Raw genomic sequence first — 22,008 nt, forward strand, 5'->3', positions numbered from 1 at the left:
ATTCGTTCCGGCGGTCGCTCGAAACGCGCCGCCAGAAATTGTCAAAGTGGATCAAAAACGAATCAGACGAGCGAGGTCGTTGAACAGCGCGATCATCGACAGTGCGACGATGCAGACCAGGCCCGCCCTTTGCAGAGCCAGCTGCCAGCGATCGGATACGGCTTTGCCGGTAACAGCCTCAACCAAATAATATAACAGATGCCCACCGTCCAATACCGGAATCGGTAACAAGTTCAACACTCCGAGACTGATGCTGACGAGGGCGAGAAACGAAACAAAGGCCGCCACGCCGAGCCTTGCGCTCTTGCCCGCATAGTCGGCAATGGTGACCGGTCCCGAGAGATTCTTGAGCGAAGCCTCGCCGACGATCATCCGCCCGAACATGCGCAGCGAGTAGATGCTGATGTCCCACGTCCGGTTCACGCCGAGGCGCAGGCTTTCGAGCGGCCCGTAGCGCACGTCCACGGTCGGCAGCTGATTCGCGAGCGCGGCGCCGATGCGGCCGATCTCCTTGCCCGTCGATGCATCGTGCTTGAGGTCGGGCACGATCTGCACGGACTCGCGCTTGCCGTTGCGCTCGATCACGAGCGTGACGGGCTTCGCGCCGTGTGCTTTCACGTAATCGATGAAGCTCGTCGCGTTGTCGACGCTGCGGCCATCGATCGCGCGCAGCATGTCGCCCGCCTTCAGCCCGCTCTTCTGCGCCGCGCTCCCCGCCTCGACGCCCGCGACCGTCAACGTGCCGCCGCCCGGCGCGAAGCCGAGCTTGTCCATGAAGTCCTGATCGGCTTGCTCGTCGGTGATGCCCGCGACCGTCACCGGGAAGTCGAAGGTCCCGTCGTGCGTCTTCGCCGTCAGCACGATGCGACGATGATCGAACGACGCGTCGAGCAGCTTCCAGCGCAAATCGGACCAGGAGCGGATCGGATGCGTCTCGCCGCCCTGCGCGTCGCGCATCGAGAGCACCGTCTCGCCGCCTTCGAAACCCGCGTGCGCCGCCGCCGTGTCGGGCGCGGGCTGCGAGACGATCGCGGCGGGTTCGGTCACGCCGCCCGCGAACACGGCGGAAAAGAGCGCGATCGCGAGCAGGAAATTGGCGATGGGCCCCGCCGCCACGATGGCAATCCGCTTGGCGACGCTCTGGCGGTTGAAAGCGCGCGGCAAGTCCTCGGCGGGAATCGTCGTGCCGCTATCGGGATCGACCTCGCGTTCGTCGAGCATCTTCACGTAGCCGCCGAGCGGCAGCGCGGCGATCGTCCACTGAACGCCCGTCTTCTTGCTGACCCACTGCACGAGCGGCTTGCCGAAGCCGACCGAGAAACGCAGCACTTTCACGCCGCACAGTCGCGCGACACTGTAGTGACCGAATTCGTGGACGACGACGAGTACGCCTATCGCAACGACGAAGGCGACGATTTCGGTCAGAAAGTTCATGACGGCCTCAATGGGCGATGGGTTCGGCGCCCGGCGCGCTCGCGGTGAGCTCAGCGACGAAACGGGATGCGAGACGGCGCGCGCTCGCATCGGCCGCGAGCACGTCCGCCAGCGTCGCGGCGCTCGTATTCGGCAGGTCGTTCAGCACGCGCTCGACCACGCCGCCGATTGCCATGAAGCCGATGCGGCGCTCCAGAAACGCTTCCACGGCGATTTCGTTGGCCGCGTTCAACGCGGCGCTCGCGATGCCGCCCGCTTCGAGCGCCTGGATGGCCAGCGCGAGGCACGGGAAGCGCGCGAAATCGGGCTTTTCGAACGTGAGGGTCGCGATCTGCACGAGATCCAGCGGCGCCACGCCCGAGTCCACACGGTCAGGATACGCCAGCGCGTGCGCGATGGGCGTGCGCATGTCGGGGTTGCCGAGTTGCGCGAGGACCGAGCCGTCGGCGTAGGACACCATCGAATGAATCACGCTCTGCGGATGGATCAGCACTTCGATGCGCGAGCCCGGCAGATTGAAGAGCCAGTGCGCCTCGATCACTTCGAGGCCCTTGTTCATCATCGTCGCGGAATCGACGGAGATCTTGCGGCCCATCGCCCAGTTCGGATGCTTGACGGCTTCCTCGGGCGTCACGTTCGTGAGCGTCGCCGGTTCGCGCGTGCGGAACGGGCCGCCCGACGCCGTCAGGATGATCTTCGACACGCCGCCATGCAGTTGCGCTTCCTTGTCCGCGCAAGGCGGCAGGCACTGGAACACGGCGTTGTGCTCGCTGTCGACCGGCAGCAGAATCGCGCCGTTGTCGCGCACCGCGTCCATGAAAATCTGGCCGGACATCACGAGCGCTTCCTTGTTCGCGAGCAGGATGCGCTTGCCGGCGCGCGCGGCGGCGAGCGTGGGCGCGAGGCCCGCAGCGCCTACGATGGCCGCGACGACCGTGTCGCACTGCGTCGCGCGTGCGACCTCGACGAGCGCCTCCGTACCGTGCGTCACTTCGGTCTTGCAGCCCTGCGCGCGCAATGCCGACGCGACGCGCGCGGCCGTTTCGGCATCGCCGACGACCGCCACCTCGGGCTGGAATTTCAGGCACTGGGCGACGAGTTTGTCGCCGTTGCGGTGAGCGGTGAGCGCGTAGACCGAAAAACGGTCCGGGTGCCTTGCCACGACGTCGAGCGTGCTGTCGCCGATCGAGCCCGTGGAGCCGAGCAATGTGAGACGTTTTTGCATAAATTCTTCTCTAGCCGATTAGCCAAGCATGAGCAATGCGATCGGCAATACAGGCAACAATGCGTCGATGCGGTCGAGGACGCCGCCGTGACCGGGCAAGAGGCCGCTCGAGTCCTTGACGCCGGCCTGGCGCTTCAGCAGCGACTCGAACAGATCGCCGACCACGCTGAACGCGACCAGCACGGAAAGCGCGACGAACGAGCGATCCCAGCCGAGATGCCCGACGAAGGCCGTGAATACGGTAGGCGCATAAAAGCCGGTGGCAGCGGCGAGCGCGCCGATGACGATGACGGCGAGCCACCCACCGATGGCGCCCTCCCAGGTTTTGCCCGGGCTGATCGACGGAGCGAGTTTGTGGCGGCCGAGCGCTTTTCCGGCGAAGTATGCGCCTATGTCAGCCAGCCAGACTACTAGAAGAAGCGATAGCACGAATGCAACGCCTCGCGTGCGCGCATCGACGACGGCATGCCAGCAGGCCAGAAACACGACGATTCCCGCGAAAAGCAGGAACGCGCGCCACGTGTGGGCGGCTAGCGCGGGCTTGCGCAGCAAGGCGTAGGGACCGGCCAGCACCCAGAAAATCGCAGCCATCTGGTACAGCGGCGTGGACTTGATCCCGAGAAACGTGCTGAAAATGAGCGCGAGCCCCGCGACGAGCGCGTAGGCAACCGGCCCCGCTCCGTTCAGCTTGAGGAGACGTCCCCATTCCCAGGCCGCGAACACCACGACGAAACCGATGAGCGCTCCGAACGCGCCGATCGGCGCGAACAGCGTGATCGGCACCAGTACCGCGAGCAGGACGATTGCCGTGATGACACGGGTTCTTAGCATGAAAGGGTGTCGGCCTTCTGCGATTGAGAAGCGAGTTGCGCGCTCGTGCGCCCGAAGCGGCGCTCGCGGTCACCGTAGGAAGCGATCGCGCGATCGAGCGCGTCGGCGTCGAAGTCGGGCCAGTAGATGTCGGTGAAATAAAACTCGGTGTACGCGAGCTGCCACAGCAGGAAATTGCTGATGCGCTGCTCGCCGCCCGTGCGGATGAAGAGATCCGGTTCGGGCGCATAGGCCATCGCGAGATGCGCGGCGAACGACTCGTCGTCCACGCGCGCGGGCGTGCCCGTCTCCAGGGACTCGGCGATGAGTTTCTTCGTCGCCTGCATGATGTCCCAGCGCCCGCCGTAGTTGGCGGCGATGGTCAGCGTGAGGCGGGTGTTGCGGGCCGTCTTGGTCTCGGCGCGTTGAATCAGCGCGCGGATGCGGTCGTCGAACATGCTGATGTCGCCGACGACGCGCAGGCGGATGCCGTTCGCGTGCAGCTTGCCGATTTCGCGCTCGAGCGCGGTGACGAACAGGCGCATCAGGAACGACACTTCGTCGGTCGGACGGCGCCAGTTTTCGGAGCTGAACGCAAAGAGCGTGACGAATTCGACGCCGCGCCGCGCGCAGCTTTCGACGGTCGCACGAACCGCATCGACGCCGCGCGTATGACCGGCGACGCGCGGCAGGCGGCGCTCGGTCGCCCATCGGCCATTGCCGTCCATGATGATCGCGACGTGGCGCGGGACAGCCGCGACATCGGGCACGGTAACGGTAGAGCTGGTATAGGTCATGGCCGCTGAATCTGGGAATCTGAAAGAGTGAAAGCCAGCCCGGATATATACACGCCCAGGGCTGGCAGGACCGTTTCTACGGCCTCACACCGTCATGATTTCGGATTCTTTGGTCTGAACGAGCTTGTCGATCTCAGCGACGAACTTGTCGGTGAGCTTCTGCACTTCGTCGCTCGCACGGCGCTCGTCGTCTTCGGAAATCTCCTTGTCCTTCACGGATTTCTTCAGTTGATCGTTCGCGTCGCGGCGCAGGTTGCGCACGGCGACCTTCGCGGTTTCGCCTTCGCTCTTCACGACCTTGGTGAGTTCGCGGCGGCGCTCTTCGGTGAGCGCGGGCATCGGCACGCGGATCAGGTCGCCCTGCGTGGCCGGGTTCAGGCCGAGATCCGATTCGCGGATCGCTTTCTCGATCACCGCGACCATCTTCTTTTCCCACGGCTGCACGCCGATCGTGCGCGCATCGACGAGCGTCATGTTCGCGACCTGGGAGATGGGCACGTTCGAGCCGTAGTAATCAACCTGGATGTGGTCGAGCAGCCCCGTGTGGGCGCGACCCGTGCGAATCTTGGCGAGATCGGCCTTGAACGCTTCGATCGACCGCTGCATCTTCTGGTCGACGCCTTTTTTGATGTCAGCCACACTCATTTTGAACCTCCAAACCTGGGTTTTACTGGCGAAAAGCGGCGCATCACGCGCGGGGCTCCCCGCCAGCCGCGCAGCGCCTGATACCGCGAGAGTTTACACGTGGACGAGGGTCCCTTCGTCGTCGCCCTGCACGATGCGCTTCAACGCGCCCGGCTTCGTGATCGAGAACACGCGAATCGGCAGCTTCTGGTCGCGGCACAGCGCGAACGCAGTGGCGTCCATCACTTGAAGGTTCTTGCCGATGGCCTCGTCGAAGCTGATCGTGCTGTAGCGCGTCGCGTGCGGGTCCTTCTTCGGGTCGGCGGAGTATACGCCATCGACTTTCGTCGCTTTCAGCACCACTTCGGCGCCGATTTCCGAGCCGCGCAGCGCGGCTGCCGTGTCTGTCGTGAAGAACGGGTTGCCCGTGCCGGCCGCGAAAATCACGACCTTGCCCTCTTCGAGCTGGCGAATCGCGCGCGGACGGATGTAGGGCTCGACCACCTGATCCATGCGCAGCGCCGACTGCACACGCGCTTCGATGCCCGCGTGGCGCATGGCGTCCTGGAGCGCGAGCGCGTTCATCATCGTGGCGAGCATGCCCATGTAGTCGGCCGTCGCGCGATCCATGCCGGCCGCGCCGCCCGCCACACCACGGAAGATATTGCCGCCGCCGATGACGACGGCAAGCTGCGTCCCGATCCGCACCACCTCCGCGACATCCGCCACCATCCTTTCGATCGTTGCGCGATTGATGCCGAAAGCATCGTCGCCCATGAGGGCTTCGCCGGAGAGTTTGAGGAGTACGCGTTTGTAGGCTGTGGGCATATGAGGTTCCGATCGCGCCGAGGAGGGTTGCAACAACGTAGAACTGTAGGGGTGAAACATTACTTACCGCAAGCGGGCCGGATCGGGCGGCGGGCGCGGTAGATCAGGGTTATCCCTAGCCTAACGCGCCCGCTGCTTGTGCGATCCGATCGCTGAATGCGTGCGGCGGAATGTTCCGCCGCGGGTACCGCGAACTCGGCGCGCTATCACAGCACACGCGCCTTAAGCGAGCCTTAGGACTGCTTGGCCGCTGCGACTTGCGCAGCGACTTCGGCTGCGAAGTCGTCCTGGCGCTTTTCGATGCCCTCGCCCACGACGAACAGCGCGAACTTCTGCACCGATGCGTTGCCTGCCTTGAGCATCTGTTCGATCGTCTGCTTGTCGTTCTTCACGAACGGCTGGTTCAGGAGCGACACTTCCTTCAGGTACTTCTGGACCGAGCCGTCGACCATCTTCGCGACGATCTCGGCCGGCTTGCCCGATTCAGCGGCCTTCTGCTCGGCGATGCTGCGCTCCTTGGCGATCAGATCGGCCGGCACTTCGTCCGACGACAGCGAAACCGGCTTCATCGCGGCGACGTGCATCGCGACGTCCTTGCCGATCTGGTCGTCAGCGCCCGTGAACTCGACCAGCACGCCGATACGCGTGCCGTGCAGGTACGACGCGACCTTGTTGGCTGACTCGAAACGCACGAAACGGCGAATCGACAGGTTTTCGCCGATCTTGCCGACGAGCGCGAGACGCACGGCGTCGACCGTCGAGCTTTCCAGCGGCAGCGCCGACAGCGCGGCCACGTCGGCCGGGTTGTTCTTGGCGACCAGTTCGGCGATCGTCTTGCCGAAGGCCAGGAAGTCGTCGTTCTTCGCGACGAAGTCGGTTTCGCAGTTCAGTTCGACGAGCGCGCCCACGGCGCCTTCGACGTGCGCCGTTACGATGCCTTCAGCCGTCACGCGCGATGCCGCCTTGCTCGCCTTGTTGCCGAGCTTCACGCGCAGCAGTTCTTCCGCGCGCGCCATGTCGCCGTCGGCTTCCGTCAGCGCCTTCTTGCATTCCATCATCGGCGCGTCGGTCTTTGCGCGCAGTTCTGCCACCATGCTTGCGGTAATTGCCGCCATCATTCGCTCCTTGAGTCTGTTTGATACGTGCCGCCGGCTTTACATCGCGCCCACGGCAGGAAAATAGGCATTTCTATCGCTTCGACTAAAAAAAAGGGGCCTTTCGCAAAGCCCCCTTTTTTGTCGGCCGCAGGGCTCGATTACGCCTCTGCGTTGACCTCGACGAACTCGTCGCCTTCGCCGTTACGGACGGCCTGGACAACGTCGTTCACCGCGTTCGCGCGGCCTTCGAGGATCGCGTCGGCAACGCCCTGAGCGTACAGCGCGACTGCCTTGGAGGCGTCGTCGTTGCCCGGGATCACGTAGTCGATGCCTTCCGGCGAGTGGTTCGTATCGACCACGGCGATGACCGGAATGCCGAGCTTCTTCGCTTCGGTCACGGCAATCTTGTGGTAGCCGACGTCGATCACGAACATTGCATCAGGAATGCCGCCCATGTCCTTCACGCCGCCGATGGACTTTTGCAGCTTGACCATTTCGCGTTCGAACAGAAGCGCTTCCTTCTTGCTCATGCGCTCGGTTTCACCCGATTCCAGCGCCGCTTCCATGTCCTTCAGGCGCTTGATCGAAACCTTCAGCGTCTTGAAGTTGGTCATCATGCCGCCGAGCCAGCGGGCGTTGACGAAAGGCATACCGGCGCGCGCTGCTTCCTGAGCGATGGTGTCGCGCGACTGGCGCTTCGTGCCGACGAAAAGGATCGTGCCGCGGTTCGCTGCCAACTGGCGCACATACTTCAGCGCGTCGTTGTAGAGCGGCAGGGTCTTTTCGAGGTTGATGATGTGAATCTTGTTGCGATGACCGAAGATGTACGGGGCCATCTTGGGGTTCCAGAAGCGCGTTTGGTGACCGAAGTGGACACCGGCTTCCAGCATTTGACGCATCGTGACTGCCATGAAATTCTCCGCGAGGGTTAGGTCTTAAGCCGGCTGCCGCATCCCGCGCCTGGTTGTTTTCGCTTAACCGGGCGCCGGACACCCTGGGTGCGCCGGCTTGCGTATCGACTTGAAACAAGTTTCCAAGCCGCATTCCACTATTCACGCCCGGATTGTCATACGACATCGTGACGGCAATATGGATTACGACTTAGCCTTCGAGTATAGCATGTGAGGATTGGTCGGCTCAAGCCGCACGACCGATCCGGAACCGCGCGTCTTTGCATCAACCTTAGCGCCCTAGCCCCGTCCGGTCCAAACGATCCGGGTGCGGCGCATTTCTTAAGGTGCGATAATGCCGCTTTCGCGGCTCACTGCCGCACACACGCATTTCGGGCCAAGTCATGTCCATTACGCTGAAAAACGAACACGATATCGCGCAGATGCGCGTCGCCTGCCGGCTCGCCAGCGAAGTGCTCGATTTCATCACGCCGCATATCGCTCCCGGCGTGACGACCGAAGAGCTGGATCGCCTCTGTCACGAATATATGGTGAAGGAACAGGGCACCGTTCCCGCACCGCTCAATTATCAGCCGCCCGGCTATCCGCCGTACCCGAAAGCCACCTGCATTTCCGTAAACGATGTGATCTGCCACGGCATCCCCGGCGAAAAGGTGCTGAAGAACGGCGACGCGCTGAATATCGACGTCACCGTCATCAAGAACGGCTATTTCGGCGACACGAGCCGCATGTTCATCGTCGGCGAGGGATCGATCCTGGCGAAGCGCCTCGTTCAGACGACGTTCGACTGCATGTGGCTCGGCATCGAACAGGTGCGCCCCGGCGCGCATCTTGGCGACATCGGCGCGGCGATCCAGAAGCACGCCGAAGCGCAAGGCTACAGCGTCGTGCGGGAATACTGCGGCCACGGCATCGGACAGGTGTTCCACGAAGAGCCGCAGGTGCTGCACTACGGCCGTGCCGGCACGGGCATCGAACTGCAGGCCGGCATGATTTTCACCGTCGAGCCGATGATCAACGCTGGCCGCCGCGAAATCCGCACGATGCCGGACCAGTGGACCGTCAAGACGCGCGACCGCAGCCTCTCGGCGCAATGGGAGCACACCGTGCTCGTCACGCCGACGGGCTATGACGTGCTGACCGTTTCGGCGGGCACGCAGGCGCCCTCGCAACTGATCGCCGCGACCGCCTGATTTCGTCTCTCCCGGCGCCCGCCGCGCATGCACGCGGGCGCATCCTTCCGCCGTCCTCGCCACTTTCCATTCATGAGCGTAATCGCCGCTGTCGCCACGCCCTGTGAAACGTTGCGCGCCGCCTACAAGGCGGCGAAGGCGGCGCTTATCGAACGCTTCGGGGCGGCGTCGAACGTCGAGCCGCTGATGCACGCGCTCGCCCGCGCCACCGACGACGCCCTCAAAGGCGCGTGGGCCGCCTGCGACATGCCCGAGAGCGCGGCGCTCGTCGCGGTCGGCGGTTACGGGCGCGGCGAGCTCGCGCCCTATTCCGACGTCGACATCCTCGTGCTCCTTCCCGAAGCGTCGCCGCAACACGGCGATGCGGAGCTGAACGGCCGCGTCGAGCGTTTCATCGGGATGGCGTGGGATCTGGGACTCGATATCGGCAGCAGCGTGCGCTCGGTCGAGCAATGCATCGCCGAGGCCGGCAACGACATCACCGTGCAGACGTCGCTGCTCGAAGCGCGGCGCATTTGCGGCGACATGTCCCTGTTCCAGCGCTTTTCGGCGCGCTATCGCGAGACGCTCGATCCGCGCGCGTTCTTCCAGGCGAAAGTGCTGGAAATGCGCCAGCGTCACGCGAAGTTTCAGGACACGCCCTACAGCCTCGAGCCGAACATCAAGGAAAGCCCCGGCGGCTTGCGCGATCTGCAACTGATTCTGTGGATCGCGCGCGCGGCGGGCTTTGGCAGCAGCTGGCGCGAACTCGATGCGCGCGAGCTCATTACCGAACGCGAAGCGCGCGAACTGCGCCGCAACGAAGGCTTTCTGAAGGCGCTGCGCGCGCGGCTACACGTGATCGCGAAGCGCCGCCAGGACATTCTCGTCTTCGATCTGCAGACGCCGCTCGCGGAGAGCTTCGGCTTCGAGGCGACCACCGCCAAGCGCGCGAGCGAGCAGCTGATGCGCCGCTACTACTGGGCGGCGAAGGCGGTCACGCAGCTCGCCACCATCCTGATCCAGAACGTCGAGGCACAGCTTTTCCCGTCGACGAGCGGCATCACGCGGGTCATTTCCGGGCGCTTCGTCGAGAAGCAAGGCATGCTGGAAATCGCCCGCGACGATGTATTCGAGCGCGAGCCGCACGCGATTCTCGAAGCGTTCCTGCTGTACGAACAGACGCGCGGCATCAAGGGATTTTCCGCGCGCACGCTGCGGGCGATCTACAACGCACGCGATCTGATGGACCGCGACTGGCGGCGCGACCCGGAGAATCGCCGGCTGTTCATGGAGATCCTCAAGCAGCCTGAAGGCATCACGCATGCGTTCCGACTGATGAACCAGACGAGCGTGCTCGGGCGCTACCTGCTGAACTTCCGGCGCATCGTCGGGCAGATGCAGCATGATCTCTATCACGTCTACACCGTCGATCAGCACATCCTGATGGTGCTGCGCAACCTGCGGCGTTTCGCGATCGCCGAGCATGCGCACGAGTATCCGTTCTGCAGCCAGCTGATGGGCAACTTCGAGCGTCCGTGGGTGCTATATGTCGCGGCTCTTTTCCACGATATCGCGAAGGGCCGCGGCGGCGATCATTCGACGCTCGGCATGGCCGACGCCCGGCGTTTTTGCCGCGAGCACGATATCGGCGCCGAAGATACCGAGCTCGTGATCTGGCTCGTGCAGCAGCATCTGACGATGAGCCAGGTCGCGCAGAAGCAGGACACGAGCGATCCCGAAGTCATCAAGCAATTCGCGTCGGTGGTGAAGACGGAGCGGCGACTCACCGCGCTTTACCTTTTGACCGTCGCCGATATCCGCGGCACGAGCCCGAAAGTCTGGAACAACTGGAAAGGCAAGCTGCTCGAAGACCTGTTCCGTGCGACGCAGGCCGTGCTCGGCGGCGCGCAGCCGGATGCGCATTCGGAGCTCAAGTCGCGCCAGGAAGCGGCGCTCGCGCTGCTGCGGCTGGAAACCGTGCCGGAGCACGCGCAAAAGCGCCTGTGGGATCAGCTCGACGTCGGCTATTTCCTGCGCCACGATCCGGCCGACATCGCGTGGCAGACGCGCGTGCTTTACCGTCACGTGGAGAGCGACGAGCCGATCGTGCGCGCGCGGCCCTCGCCCATCGGCGCGGCGTTGCAGGTGCTCGTGTACGTGAAGGATCGGCCCGATCTCTTCGCCGGCATCTGCGCGTATTTCGACAAGAACGGTCTCTCCGTGCTCGATGCGCGCGTGACGACGACCCGTCACGGTTACGCGCTCGATAACTTCCTCGTCGCGCATCCGGATCACGACGGGAGTTATCGCGACATCGCCAACCTCGTCGAGCAGCAACTCGCCGCGCTGCTCGCGGATGAGCGCATACTCCCGGAACCGTCGAAGGGCCGCGTATCGCGGCTCGTGCGCACGTTTCCGATCACACCGCGCGTGGACCTGCGTCCCGACGATCGCGGCCAGTACTACATCCTGTCCGTGTCGGCCAACGACCGGCAGGGCCTTCTTTATTCGATCGCGCGCGTTCTGGCGCAACACCGGATCGGCGTGCAGGCGGCGCGGATCAACACGCTCGGCGAACGTGTCGAGGACGTGTTCCTGCTCGACGGCAAGAGCCTGTCGAACAACCGCACCCAGATCCAGGTGGAAACCGAGCTGCTGCGCGCGATCGCAGCCTGAGACTTTATGCGCGTCAAACTGACAGCCAAACATCCGCGTCCCACTTCGGCGACGCGTTCACCGGTTCGAACCGGCACGGTCACCGGGCGCAAGCCTGTTCGCGCGCCGTCGCCGGACGAGGCACGTCCCAAGCGCGCGAGCCCGCCGACGACCGACAAGCGCGAAGCGCGCGCGTCCAAGCCGCGTGGCGACGATTCGCGTCCTGCGTTTGGCGATCGCGGTCCGCGCAAGTCGTTCGAAGGCCGGCCGCCTGCGCGTGGTGAGCGTCCTGCCGGTGGCGACGAGCGACGCCCATTTAAGCCGCGTGGCGATGATTCGCGTCCGGCGTTTGGCGAGCGTGGTCCGCGTAAATCGTTCGAAGGTCGACCGCCTGCGCGTGGCGAGCGTCCTGCCGGTGGTGAGGAACGTCGCCCGTTCAAGCCGCGTGGCGATGATTCACGTCCTGCGTTTGGCGATCGCGGTCCGCGCAAGTCGTTCGAAGGCCGTCCGCCTGCGCGTGGCGAGCGCCCAACCGGTGGTGACGAACGTCGCCCGTTCAAAGCGCGTGGCGATGATTCGCGTCCTGCGTTTGGCGATCGCGGTCCGCGTAAATCGTTCGAAGGCCGTCCGCCTGCGCGCGGCGAGCGCCCTGCCGGGGGTGATGAACGTCGCACATTCAAGCCGCGTGGCGACGATTCGCGTCCCGCATTTGGCGATCGCGGTCCGCGTAAATCGTTCGAAGGTCGTCCGCCTGCGCGGGGTGAGCGTCCTGCCGGTGGTGATGAACGTCGCCCGTTCAAGCCGCGTGGCGATGATTCGCGTCCTGCATTCGGCGATCGCGGTCCGCGCAAATCGTTCGAGGGTCGTCCGCCTGCGCGCGGCGAGCGCCCAGCCGGTGGCGACGAGCGTCGCCCGTTCAAGCCGCGTGGCGATGATTCACGTCCTGCATTCGGCGATCGCGGTCGCGAAGGTCGTCCGCCGGCGCGCGGCGAGCGTCCTGCTGGTGGCGAAGAACGTCGCACGTTCAAACCGCGTGGTGACGATTCGCGTCCTGCATTTGGAGATCGCGGTCGCGAAGGTCGTCCGCCGGCGCGCGGCGAGCGCCCAGCCGGTGGCGACGAGCGTCGCACATTCAAACCACGCGGCGACGATTCACGCCCCGCGTTCGGCGATCGCGGCCCGCGCCGATCAACCGAAGATCGCCCGTTCAAATCGCGCGACGACCGCGCGCCGGGCACGCGTCCCACACGCCGCGACGACGATCGACCATTCGCCAAACGCGACGATCGTATCGAAGCGCGCAAGCCGCCCGCACCCGCCGCGGAATCCGCGCCGAAGCATCGCGACCACAACGACGGCCTCGTGCGCCTCTCCAAAGTGATGTCGGAACTCGGCCTCTGCTCGCGCCGCGAAGCCGACGAATGGATCGAGAAAGGCTGGGTGCTCGTCGACGGCGAAGTCATCGACACGCTCGGCACGCGTATCCGTCCGACGCAGAACGTCGAAATCCTGCCCGCGGCGCGTTCGGCGCAGTCGCAACTGGTCACGATCCTGCTGCACAAGCCGGTCGGCTATGTATCGGGGCAGGCGGAAGACGGCTACGAGCCCGCGGTCACGCTCATCAACCCGGGCAATCACTGGAACGAGGATCGCTCGGGCATCCGTTTCGCGCCGGGACATCTGCGCACGCTCGCGCCTGCGGGACGTCTCGACATCGATTCCACCGGACTTCTCGTGCTGACTCAGGACGGCCGCATCGCGAAGCAACTGATCGGCGGTCACTCGGAAGTCGACAAGGAGTACCTCGTGCGCGTGCGCTTCGGCGAGCACACGGTCGATGTCGATCAGCAACTGCCCGCCGAGAAACTCGCGCTCCTGCGTCATGGCCTCGAACTCGACGGCGTGCCGCTCAAGACCGCGCAGGTGAGCTGGCAGAACGGCGAACAACTCCGCTTCGTGCTGCGCGAAGGCAAGAAGCGGCAGATTCGCCGGATGTGCGAACTGGTCGGACTGGACGTCGTCGGCCTGAAGCGCATTCGCATGGGCCGCGTGACGCTCGGCGACTTGCCGGCCGGCCAGTGGCGCTATCTCGGCCCGAACGAGATGTTCTAGGCGAGCCGCACGGTCCGCACGCACCTTCGTTCGAACGTGCGTGCGCGCGTCTGTTGCGTCGCAAAAAAACGACGTTCCCGCGAAAAAATAGGCACGATGCAGTCCCGATCGTGCCTTTTCGTTTTCAGCCGTTTTTTGACTAAAGAAAATGAATCATCGATCCGTTACACCTGTCAGGCGGATGCGCGCCACGTGGCCCCCCGCTCAGATGGACGGAAGCAGGATCAGCAGCATTGAACGGCAATGATGGAGAATCGCCATGTCAGTTGAGATCATCGTTCGTGAGACAGGAACCGGTCTGGAGATCGTGAGCGGCCGACGACGGCTCGAAGCCCTGCTCGCCCTGCGCGACGAAGTCGTCGTGATGAGCCCCGGCATCGGGGAAATGGTCATCGCGCGCCTGCCCGACGGACGCCTCCAGGCATCCGCGAATCCGGAGCACGTCGCCGTATTCCGCCAGCCGGAAATCAGCGGCAGCTCGAAAACACTGGCGTAAAAAGGCCGCTTCTGCCGAAGCGGCCCTTTGCGTGATTCCGTACGGTCCGAAGCGCGCGGCGTCAGTCGTCGCGCGCCGGGTCGAGCCCCGGAAAGAGCACTTCCGTGAAGCCGAACTTCGAGAAGTCGGTGATGCGCATCGGGTAGAGCTTGCCGATCAGATGGTCGCACTCGTGCTGCACGACGCGCGCGTGAAAGCCCTCGGCCAGCCGCTCGATGGCGTTGCCGTACTGGTCGAAGCCCTGGTAGCGGATCATCGAAAAGCGCTGCACCGCGCCGCGCAAGCCCGGCACGGACAGGCACCCTTCCCAGCCTTCCTCCATGTCGTGCCCGTTTGGCGTAATGATCGGATTGATGAGCACCGTCTCCGGCACCGACGGCGCGTCCGGGTAACGCTCGTTATGCCCGAAGCCGAAGATCACCACCTGCAGATCGACGCCGATCTGCGGCGCGGCGAGTCCCGCGCCGTTGGCGTCGCGCATCGTGTCGAACATGTCCTGCACGAGCGCGTGCAGTTCGGGGGTGTCGAAATGCTCGACCGGTTGCGCGATACGCAAAAGCCGCGGATCGCCCATCTTCAGGATTTCGCGAATCATGGAGTGACTCCTTCCAAAAGCCTACGCATGCCGTCTTCGTCGAGAACGGGGACACCGAGTTCCTCTGCTTTCGCGAGCTTGCTGCCCGCTTCCGCACCCGCCACGACGTAGTCGGTCTTCTTCGATACCGAGCCGGCCACCTTCGCCCCGGCCGCCTCCAGCATCTCCTTTGCTTCCTCGCGCGCGAGCGTGGGCAGCGTGCCCGTCAGCACGACGGTCTTGCCGGCCAGCACGCCTTGCGGCGCCTTCGGCGCAGGCGGTCCTTCCGGCCACGACACCTTCACGCGCAACTGCTCGATCACATGCTGGTTGTGTTCTTCGCTGAAGAAGTTATGAATCGCTTCCGCAACGATCGGGCCGACATCGTTGACTTCAAGCAACTCTTCGACGGATGCCGCCATGATCGGATCCAGCGAGCCGAAGTGCTTGGCCAGATCCTTCGCCGTCGATTCGCCCACATGCCGGATGCCGAGCGCATAGATGAAGCGCGGGAGCGTGGTCTTGCTCGCTTTCTCCAGCGAATCGATCAGGTTCTGCGCGGATTTGTCCGCGAAGCGATCGAGCGCGGCAAGCGTCGAGAAGCCGAGACTGAAGAGATCCGCCGGCGTGCGCACGAGGTTCTGTTCGACCAGTTGATCGATGATCTTCTCGCCCAGCCCGTCGACGTCGAGCGCGCGGCGCTGTGCGAAGTGCCAGAGCGCCTGCTTGCGTTGCGCCGGACAGAAGAGCCCGCCCGTGCAGCGCGCGATTGCCTCGTCCGGCAGGCGCTCGATCTTCGAGCCGCAGACGGGGCATTCCGTCGGCATCACGAATTCGCGTGCATCGTCGGGACGGCGATCGAGAATCGCGCCGACCACTTCGGGAATCACGTCGCCCGCGCGCCGCACCGTGACCGTATCGCCGATACGGATGTCCTTGCGCCGGACTTCATCCTCGTTGTGCAACGTCGCGTTGGTGACCGTCGCGCCGCCGACGAATACCGGCGCGAGACGCGCGACCGGCGTGATCGCGCCGGTGCGGCCGACCTGCACGTCGATGGCGAGCAACTCCGTCAATGCCTCCTGCGCCGGGAACTTGTGCGCGAGCGCAAAGCGCGGCGCACGCGACACGAAGCCGAGCTTGTCCTGCTCGTCGCGGCGATCGACCTTGTAGACGACGCCGTCGATGTCATACGGCAGCTTGTCGCGCTTCTCGCCGATCTTGCCGAAGAAGCCGAGCAAGCCCTCGGCGCCTTCGACCACCGCGCGCTCCGCGTTCACCGGCAAGCCCAGTTCCTTGTACCAGTCGAGCAGCGCCGCGTGCGTGGCCGGCATCTCGGCGCCTTCCAGCACGCCGATGCCGTAAGCGAAGAACGACAGCGAGCGTTGCGCGGTCATCTTCGAGTCGAGCTGGCGCAAGCCGCCCGCCGCCGCGTTGCGCGGATTCGCGAATTCGCGCTGTCCCGCGTCGCGCTGACGTGCATTCAGTCGCTCGAAGTCGCGCTTGAACATCAACACCTCGCCGCGCACGTCGAGCCGCTTCGGCACGTTCTTGCCTTTCAGCGTGAGCGGAATGGAGCGGATGGTGCGCACGTTCGCGGTGACGTCCTCGCCGGTCGCGCCGTCGCCGCGCGTCGCGGCCTGCACGAAATGGCCGTCTTCGAAACGCAGGGAAATGGCGAGTCCGTCGAACTTCAGCTCGCATGCATATTCGACGGGCGTGTGGCCCAGCGCGTCGGACACGCGCTTGTCGAACGCGACGATGTCCTCGTCCGCGAAACCGTTGTTGAGCGAGAGCATCGGCACGTCGTGGACGACCGGCGTGAAGCCCTCGGCCACTTCACCGCCCACGCGCTGCGTCGGCGAATCCGGCGTGACGAGATCCGGGTGATCGGTCTCGATGCCCTGAAGCTCCTTGAAGAGCGTGTCGTATTCGGCGTCGGGCAGATCCGGCTGATCCAGCACGTAGTACGCGTAGTTCGCGCGCTCCAGCTCCGAGCGCAGCCACGCCGCGCGCTCGGCCGGACGATCGGCGCTTGGAACGGCGGCTCCCGACGTGGCGGCAGCGGCGGACTCGGCTTTTGTTTTTCGGGACATGCGGCTTCGGGAAAGTGGATAAGTCAGTCAACCGACCGTTCGATTGTCTCAGAAGATCGGTAAATCGTGGCATCGGCCGAATGGCCTAAGTGCGGGCGTCGGTGCGGCGGCGCGCACGCAAAGAAACGCGCCCCGGCCGGGGCGCGTTTCTCTTGCGGCAAGCGCGCGTTGCGAGCCGCGCGCATCGAACGCTTACTGGCTGAAAAGACGTCGCGTTGCAGGCGAGCCGGCCGGCATGCCCGCCTGCTCCAGCTTCGCATAGAGCGTCATCAACTGCTTTTCGATGGCGAGCAGCGCGGATTCGGGCAGCGGCCGCCGCTGATCGTCGACGACGCGCGCGCCGATGCGCTCCGACAGCGACTTCGCGTAATCGCACATCAGGCGGAACGGCAGGATGTCCTCGTCGGCGACGGGCACGTCGAGCACCAGCGTAATCATCTGGCCGCCCTTGTAGGTGAGGTCGTCGCGCAGGAAGTTGGTGTCGCCGAACTGGAGCATGAAGACGGGATTCTGCTTCGCGTCGAGCTTCACGAAGCGCGTTCCGTCTCGCGACAGCAGCAGGCCGTCCTGCGACGCCACCGCCTGCACGTAGTTCGCGGACCACGGCGCGCCGTCGGAGAGGATGTTGATCGAGAGCTGCGCGTCGCACTGCGCGGCGAACGCGTCGAGCTCACGCGCCATGCCGACGGTCTCCATCATGTCGGGAAATTCGGGCGCGCCGTCGATGGCGTCGGCGAGGCGCTGCACGCCCGTCACGAACTCGGAGAATTCGAGTTCATTGAGCGGGCCGCTGCGGTTCGCGAGTTGCGCGGCCGCGCGCAGCTCTTCGTAGCGCATGCCATTGCGCGGCAATTCCCACGCTGCCTCGCCCTCGGCCTTGCCTTCGATCGTAACGGGCTTCGTGCCCGCGCGACGCAGACGCTGCGCGAGCGGAATCACGCGATCGCCCGGGACCGGCGCGGCGAGGCGAATCGGCACCACGCAGTCGATGCGCCGATCCACGACCGCCGGCGGCGCCGACGAAATCGTGGTGGCGGCGGGCATCACCGGTTCGGTGCGCTCATCCTCGTTGTCGATTTCGGTTTCCTGCGCGGCGCCATTGGCGGACGTCGCCTCGGCCTGGAGATCGACGGCCGTATCCGCAGGTGCGACCGGCGGCGGATTCGCGCCGCCGAAGCTCGGTTCCATGCGCGTATCGCGCGGCTGATCGTCGGCGCTATCGACCTCGCCTGCGACCGGCTCGCGCCGCGACTGGCGCACGGGCTCGATGAACGGCTGTTCGTCGTCGGCGTCCTGGCGCGCGAGCGCATCGGCCGCATCATCGGGCATCGGACGCGGCATCTTGCGACGCACCTTCGCGCTCTGCCACGCGTTGTACACGACCACGCCGCCCACCACCACGGCTCCGGCTCCAATCAAACCGAGTGTCAACTCGTCCATGCAGGCTCCATCATCCTTTTAGGTTACGAAGCGCCGCGCGATCTGTCGCACGCATCGCGCCGCGTTCCGGCTCTTCGCCGCCGCCTGGCCGATGCGCGCCACTCCGCGCCTTGACGCACGCCGCCGGATCACTGTCCGGCCCTTCAATCAATCGAAACTTTTGCGAACCGCGATGCTTCAGCCGTTCTGCGCGAAACCCGCCGCGGCTTCCATGTCCACCGCGACGATGCGCGACACGCCCTGCTCCTGCATCGTCACACCGATCAGTTGCTGCGCCATTTCCATCGCAATCTTGTTGTGCGAAATGAACAGGAACTGCGTCTTGGCCGCCATCGCGCGCACGAGGTTCGCGAAGCGCTCCGTGTTCGCGTCGTCGAGCGGCGCGTCCACCTCGTCGAGCAGACAGAACGGCGCCGGGTTCAACTGGAACATCGCGAACACGAGGGCGGTCGCGGTGAGCGCTTTCTCGCCGCCAGAGAGCAGGTGAATCGTCGAATTCTTCTTGCCGGGCGGCTGCGCCATCACCTGCACGCCGGCGTCGAGGATTTCGTCGCCGGTCATGATGAGCTTCGCCTGCCCGCCGCCAAAGAGACGCGGGAACAGTTCGCCGAAGTGACGGTTCACCTCGTCGAAGGTGCCTTGCAGCAGCGCGCGCGTTTCCTGGTCGATTCGCTGGATCGCGTCTTCCAGCGTGCCAATGGCGTTGTTGAGATCCGCCGATTGCGCATCGAGGAAGTGCTTGCGCTCGGTCGCCGCCGTGAGCTCTTCGAGCGCGGCCATGTTGACCGGGCCGAGCGCCGTGATCGCGTTGTTCAGGCGCGTGACTTCGCCTTGCAGATACGACGGCTTCATGTCCGGCGTGAGCTTCTCGGCGAGCTCGGCTTCATCGACGCCCGCCGCCTGTAGTTGCTCGACGAACTGCTCGCCGCTGATACGCGCGGCCTGCTCCTTCAATTGCAATTCGTTGATCTTGTCGCGCAGCGGCTGCAGCGAGCGTTCGGCCATGAGACGCTGCTCGTCGGCCTGACGCAGACGTGCAGTGAGATCGTCCAGTTCGACGCGCGCCGCATGCAGGGATTCCTCGCGCGCCGCGCGCACTTCGAGTGCGTCGTGCAGACCGGTTTGCGCAGTCTGCTCGTTGATGGTTTCGAGCTCGGCGCGGGCATCTTCCAGTGCGCCCGCGATGCGCTCGCTCTGATCGTGCGCCGTGTCGATGTTGCGCCTGTACTCGTCGATCTTCGCGGACAAGCCGCGCACGGCGAAACTCGCGTCGCTCGCGGCGCGCTCCAGTTCGCGCAATTCGTGACGCGCGTTCGTGAGTTCTTCGTCGAGCGATTCGAACGCGAGCTGGTTGTCTTCGAAACGCGCCTGCAATTGCGCGATCTCGCCATCGTGACGCTCGAACGCGGCTTCCGATTCGGCGCGCAACGCACGCTGCTCTTCGACCTGCGCGGCGATCTCTTCCAGTTCCTCGCCGATCTGCGTATTGCGCTGCGTGTAGCGTTCGTGCGCCTGCGCGAGCTTCAGCACATCGAGCTGCAACGCGTGGACGCGCTGCGTCGCGCGCTCCGCGGCGGCGCGCGCCTCGGCGAGCGTTTGCGAGCCCTGCGTGTGCGCGGCATCGGCACGCACGGCGTTGGCCTTCGCTTCGTCGGACAGGAGCGCCTGCGCGCGCACCTGCTTCGTGAGATTCTCGATTTCCTGGGCCCGCGCAAGCATGCCTGCCTGTTCGGAATCCGGCGCGTAGAGCTGCACGCCCACGCGCGTCACGATGTGTCCCGCCTTCACGACGAACGCGGCGCCCTCCGGCAACTGATTGCGCGAAGCCAGCGCCTGCGCGAGATCGTCGACGATGAAAGTCGTGGCGAGCCATTCGTTGAGCACGGCGCGCAGACCCGGATCGTCGATGCGCACGAGCGACAGCAGCGGGCGCAGGCCATCGGGTGTCTGAACCGGCTTGCCCGCGGCGGGCGGCGAATAGAACGCGAGCTTGGCGGGCGGCGCATCGGTGGCGAACGCCTTGACCCAATCCAGATTCGATACTTCCAGCGCGGCGAGACGCTCGCGCAGCACGGATTCGAGCGCCGCTTCCCAGCCGGTCTCGACGTGCAGCTTTTTCCACAGACGCGGCAGCGCGCCGAGCTCGTGCTTGTCGAGCCAAGGCTGGATCTTGCCTTCGGTCTGCACGCTTTCCTGAAGCTGCTTCAACGCGGCGAGGCGTGCTTCGAGCTGATGAATCTGCGCGCTTTCCTTCTGCACGCGCTCTTGCGCTTCGCGGCGTTCGGCGTCCAGACGCGGCGCCGTTTCCTGAGCATCGGCGAGGCGCGCTTGCGCTTCGGCGAGAACCTCTTCGTTCTCGGCAAGCTGCATGCGCAACTCTTCGAGATGCGCTTCATCGGGCGCGTCCAGCCCTTTCGCTTCGCTCTTGAGCCGCTCCTGACGCTGCTGCAATTGCTGAAGCTGCTGATCCGCATTGCGCTGATGCGCCGCTTCGAGCTTGAGCGCCTGTTCCGCGCGCGCGATGCCCGCGCGTTCTTCGTTCAGTTGCGCCTGCGCGTCGCGCCAGCGGGCTTCGAGCGCGGGCAGCGCGTCGTGCTTCGCGGCGGCGGTATCCGCGGCGATCGCGGCTTTTTCCTCGCCTTCGGCGAGCGCTTCGGTGGCGGTGTCGATTTCGTCGTGCGCCTTCTGCGCCTGCACCTGCCATTGCTCGCGCTGCGCGGTGAGCGCGGCGATCTGCGCCTGCACGCGATTGCGCGACTCGACGATGAAGCGGATCTCCGCTTCGAGCCGGCTCACTTCGGCATTCGCTTCGTAGAGCGAGCCTTGCGCGCCTTGCATCGTGTCGCTCGCGCTGTAGTGCGCGACACGCAGCGTTTCCAGTTGCGCTTCGACTTCACGCAGGCGCGCGGTCTGCGCTTCGAGCTCGACCTGCGCCTCGCGGATCGCGCGCTGCTGGCGTTCGGCTTCGTTGCCCGCTTCCTTCTTGCGCAGCAGCCACAGCAGGCGTTGCTTCTCTTCGCCCTCGGCCTGCAGCTCCTTGTACTTGGTCGCGACGACCGCCTGCGCTTCGAGCTTCTCGAGATTGTTCGAAAGCTCGCGGACGATGTCCTCGACGCGCGTCAGATTCTCGCGCGTGTCATGCAGACGGTTCTCGGTCTCGCGACGGCGCTCCTTGTACTTCGACACGCCCGCGGCTTCTTCGAGAAACACGCGCAGCTCTTCCGGCTTCGCCTCGATGATGCGCGAGATCATGCCCTGCCCGATGATCGCGTAGGCGCGCGGGCCTAAGCCGGTGCCGAGGAAGATGTCCTGAATGTCGCGGCGGCGCGCGGGCAGATTGTTGATGTAGTAGCTGGAGGTGCCATCGCGTGTCAGCACGCGCTTCACGGCGATTTCGCCGTAGCTGCTCCACTGACCGGCGGCGCGGCCGTCGGCGTTATCGAAAATGAGTTCGACGCTCGCCCGGCTGCCGGGCTTGCGCGCCGTCGATCCATTGAAGATCACGTCCTGCATCGATTCGCCGCGCAGCTCGGAGGCGCGCGATTCGCCGAGCACCCAGCGCACGGCATCGATGATGTTGGACTTGCCACAGCCATTCGGTCCGACCACGCCGACGAGCTGGCCGGGGACCTGGAAATGCGTGGGATCGACGAAGGACTTGAAGCCAGCGAGTTTTATCGAGGTCAGACGCACGGCGATATCGCTGTTTGGAATTGATGACGGAGGATAGATGG

The 22,008-nt window shown here is 64.9% G+C and carries 17 protein-coding genes; 5 read left to right on the plus strand and 12 right to left on the minus strand.

Translation table 11 applies throughout. The annotated features are described in order from the left end of the window. Positions 1 to 51: 51 nt before the first annotated feature. From rseP to rpsB, 8 genes are all read right to left on the minus strand, one after another. Positions 52 to 1,434 carry an RIP metalloprotease RseP gene (rseP, locus tag ACEN42_RS09065; RefSeq protein ID WP_371879748.1) on the minus strand — a complete coding sequence of 461 codons (1,383 nt, stop codon included), beginning with the start codon at positions 1,432 to 1,434 and terminating at the stop codon, positions 52 to 54. A 7-nt stretch (positions 1,435 to 1,441) separates the two neighbouring features. Next, positions 1,442 to 2,659, minus strand: coding sequence for a 1-deoxy-D-xylulose-5-phosphate reductoisomerase (locus ACEN42_RS09070; RefSeq protein WP_371879749.1), 1,218 nt, complete (start codon positions 2,657 to 2,659; stop codon positions 1,442 to 1,444). Positions 2,660 to 2,677: 18 nt separating this feature from the next. Next, complete coding sequence (locus tag ACEN42_RS09075; protein ID WP_187604908.1) at positions 2,678 to 3,490, minus strand: phosphatidate cytidylyltransferase; 813 nt, start codon at positions 3,488 to 3,490, stop codon at positions 2,678 to 2,680. Further along, the gene (gene uppS / locus ACEN42_RS09080; protein WP_035498901.1) at positions 3,484 to 4,266 is read right to left on the minus strand and encodes a polyprenyl diphosphate synthase; all 783 of its coding nucleotides are present in this window, start codon (positions 4,264 to 4,266) and stop codon (positions 3,484 to 3,486) included. The genes ACEN42_RS09075 and uppS overlap by 7 nt, the downstream gene beginning before the upstream one ends. Before the next feature lie 84 nt (positions 4,267 to 4,350). Next, complete coding sequence (gene frr / locus ACEN42_RS09085; RefSeq protein WP_035498903.1) at positions 4,351 to 4,911, minus strand: ribosome recycling factor; 561 nt, start codon at positions 4,909 to 4,911, stop codon at positions 4,351 to 4,353. A gap of 93 nt (positions 4,912 to 5,004) precedes the next feature. Then, positions 5,005 to 5,718 (minus strand): UMP kinase, encoded by a 714-nt coding sequence (pyrH, locus tag ACEN42_RS09090; RefSeq protein ID WP_008350086.1) that lies wholly within the window; start codon positions 5,716 to 5,718, stop codon positions 5,005 to 5,007. Between the two features lie 233 nt (positions 5,719 to 5,951). After that, on the minus strand, positions 5,952 to 6,833 hold the full coding sequence (tsf, locus tag ACEN42_RS09095; protein WP_371881099.1) for a translation elongation factor Ts: 882 nt from the start codon (positions 6,831 to 6,833) through the stop codon (positions 5,952 to 5,954). 140 nt (positions 6,834 to 6,973) lie between these two features. Beyond that, positions 6,974 to 7,726 (minus strand): 30S ribosomal protein S2, encoded by a 753-nt coding sequence (rpsB, locus tag ACEN42_RS09100; RefSeq protein WP_008350088.1) that lies wholly within the window; start codon positions 7,724 to 7,726, stop codon positions 6,974 to 6,976. A 383-nt stretch (positions 7,727 to 8,109) separates the two neighbouring features. Here rpsB and map point away from each other — a divergent pair, with 383 nt between their 5' ends. From map to ACEN42_RS09125, 5 genes are all read left to right on the plus strand, one after another. Next, positions 8,110 to 8,919, plus strand: coding sequence for a type I methionyl aminopeptidase (gene map, locus ACEN42_RS09105; RefSeq protein ID WP_187604910.1), 810 nt, complete (start codon positions 8,110 to 8,112; stop codon positions 8,917 to 8,919). A 72-nt stretch (positions 8,920 to 8,991) separates the two neighbouring features. Next, the gene (locus ACEN42_RS09110; RefSeq protein WP_371879750.1) at positions 8,992 to 11,577 is read left to right on the plus strand and encodes a [protein-PII] uridylyltransferase; all 2,586 of its coding nucleotides are present in this window, start codon (positions 8,992 to 8,994) and stop codon (positions 11,575 to 11,577) included. A 184-nt stretch (positions 11,578 to 11,761) separates the two neighbouring features. After that, positions 11,762 to 12,937 carry a hypothetical protein gene (locus ACEN42_RS09115; RefSeq protein ID WP_371879751.1) on the plus strand — a complete coding sequence of 392 codons (1,176 nt, stop codon included), beginning with the start codon at positions 11,762 to 11,764 and terminating at the stop codon, positions 12,935 to 12,937. Further along, positions 12,919 to 13,668: a pseudouridine synthase gene (locus tag ACEN42_RS09120; protein WP_371879752.1), complete on the plus strand. Its 750-nt coding sequence runs from the start codon at positions 12,919 to 12,921 to the stop codon at positions 13,666 to 13,668. The genes ACEN42_RS09115 and ACEN42_RS09120 overlap by 19 nt, the downstream gene beginning before the upstream one ends. A gap of 259 nt (positions 13,669 to 13,927) precedes the next feature. Continuing rightward, a complete protein-coding gene (locus ACEN42_RS09125; protein WP_035503535.1) occupies positions 13,928 to 14,164 on the plus strand; it encodes a hypothetical protein in 237 nt (78 codons plus the stop codon). Positions 14,165 to 14,225: 61 nt separating this feature from the next. Here ACEN42_RS09125 and def read toward each other — a convergent pair whose 3' ends face one another. From def to smc, 4 genes are all read right to left on the minus strand, one after another. Next, the gene (gene def, locus ACEN42_RS09130; RefSeq protein WP_187604913.1) at positions 14,226 to 14,759 is read right to left on the minus strand and encodes a peptide deformylase; all 534 of its coding nucleotides are present in this window, start codon (positions 14,757 to 14,759) and stop codon (positions 14,226 to 14,228) included. Further along, complete coding sequence (gene ligA, locus ACEN42_RS09135) at positions 14,756 to 16,834, minus strand: NAD-dependent DNA ligase LigA (protein ID WP_371879753.1); 2,079 nt, start codon at positions 16,832 to 16,834, stop codon at positions 14,756 to 14,758. The genes def and ligA overlap by 4 nt, the downstream gene beginning before the upstream one ends. Positions 16,835 to 17,026: 192 nt before the next feature. Further along, a complete protein-coding gene (locus tag ACEN42_RS09140; protein WP_238287934.1) occupies positions 17,027 to 18,274 on the minus strand; it encodes a cell division protein ZipA C-terminal FtsZ-binding domain-containing protein in 1,248 nt (415 codons plus the stop codon). Positions 18,275 to 18,451: 177 nt separating this feature from the next. Further along, the gene (smc, locus tag ACEN42_RS09145; RefSeq protein WP_371879754.1) at positions 18,452 to 21,967 is read right to left on the minus strand and encodes a chromosome segregation protein SMC; all 3,516 of its coding nucleotides are present in this window, start codon (positions 21,965 to 21,967) and stop codon (positions 18,452 to 18,454) included. Between the last annotated feature and the right edge of the window lie 41 nt (positions 21,968 to 22,008).

This window comes from Caballeronia sp. S22 (assembly GCF_964261745.1).
GTDB classification, from domain to species: domain Bacteria; phylum Pseudomonadota; class Gammaproteobacteria; order Burkholderiales; family Burkholderiaceae; genus Caballeronia; species Caballeronia jiangsuensis.

Coding starts and splice junctions, on each gene's coding strand:
- rseP (WP_371879748.1), bottom strand. CDS start 1,434: ATGAACTTTCTGACCGAAATCGTCGCCTTCGTCGTTGCGATAGGCGTA.
- ACEN42_RS09070 (WP_371879749.1), bottom strand. CDS start 2,659: ATGCAAAAACGTCTCACATTGCTCGGCTCCACGGGCTCGATCGGCGAC.
- ACEN42_RS09075 (WP_187604908.1), bottom strand. CDS start 3,490: ATGCTAAGAACCCGTGTCATCACGGCAATCGTCCTGCTCGCGGTACTG.
- uppS (WP_035498901.1), bottom strand. CDS start 4,266: ATGACCTATACCAGCTCTACCGTTACCGTGCCCGATGTCGCGGCTGTC.
- frr (WP_035498903.1), bottom strand. CDS start 4,911: ATGAGTGTGGCTGACATCAAAAAAGGCGTCGACCAGAAGATGCAGCGG.
- pyrH (WP_008350086.1), bottom strand. CDS start 5,718: ATGCCCACAGCCTACAAACGCGTACTCCTCAAACTCTCCGGCGAAGCC.
- tsf (WP_371881099.1), bottom strand. CDS start 6,833: ATGGCGGCAATTACCGCAAGCATGGTGGCAGAACTGCGCGCAAAGACC.
- rpsB (WP_008350088.1), bottom strand. CDS start 7,726: ATGGCAGTCACGATGCGTCAAATGCTGGAAGCCGGTGTCCACTTCGGT.
- map (WP_187604910.1), top strand. CDS start 8,110: ATGTCCATTACGCTGAAAAACGAACACGATATCGCGCAGATGCGCGTC.
- ACEN42_RS09110 (WP_371879750.1), top strand. CDS start 8,992: ATGAGCGTAATCGCCGCTGTCGCCACGCCCTGTGAAACGTTGCGCGCC.
- ACEN42_RS09125 (WP_035503535.1), top strand. CDS start 13,928: ATGTCAGTTGAGATCATCGTTCGTGAGACAGGAACCGGTCTGGAGATC.
- def (WP_187604913.1), bottom strand. CDS start 14,759: ATGATTCGCGAAATCCTGAAGATGGGCGATCCGCGGCTTTTGCGTATC.
- ligA (WP_371879753.1), bottom strand. CDS start 16,834: ATGTCCCGAAAAACAAAAGCCGAGTCCGCCGCTGCCGCCACGTCGGGA.
- ACEN42_RS09140 (WP_238287934.1), bottom strand. CDS start 18,274: ATGGACGAGTTGACACTCGGTTTGATTGGAGCCGGAGCCGTGGTGGTG.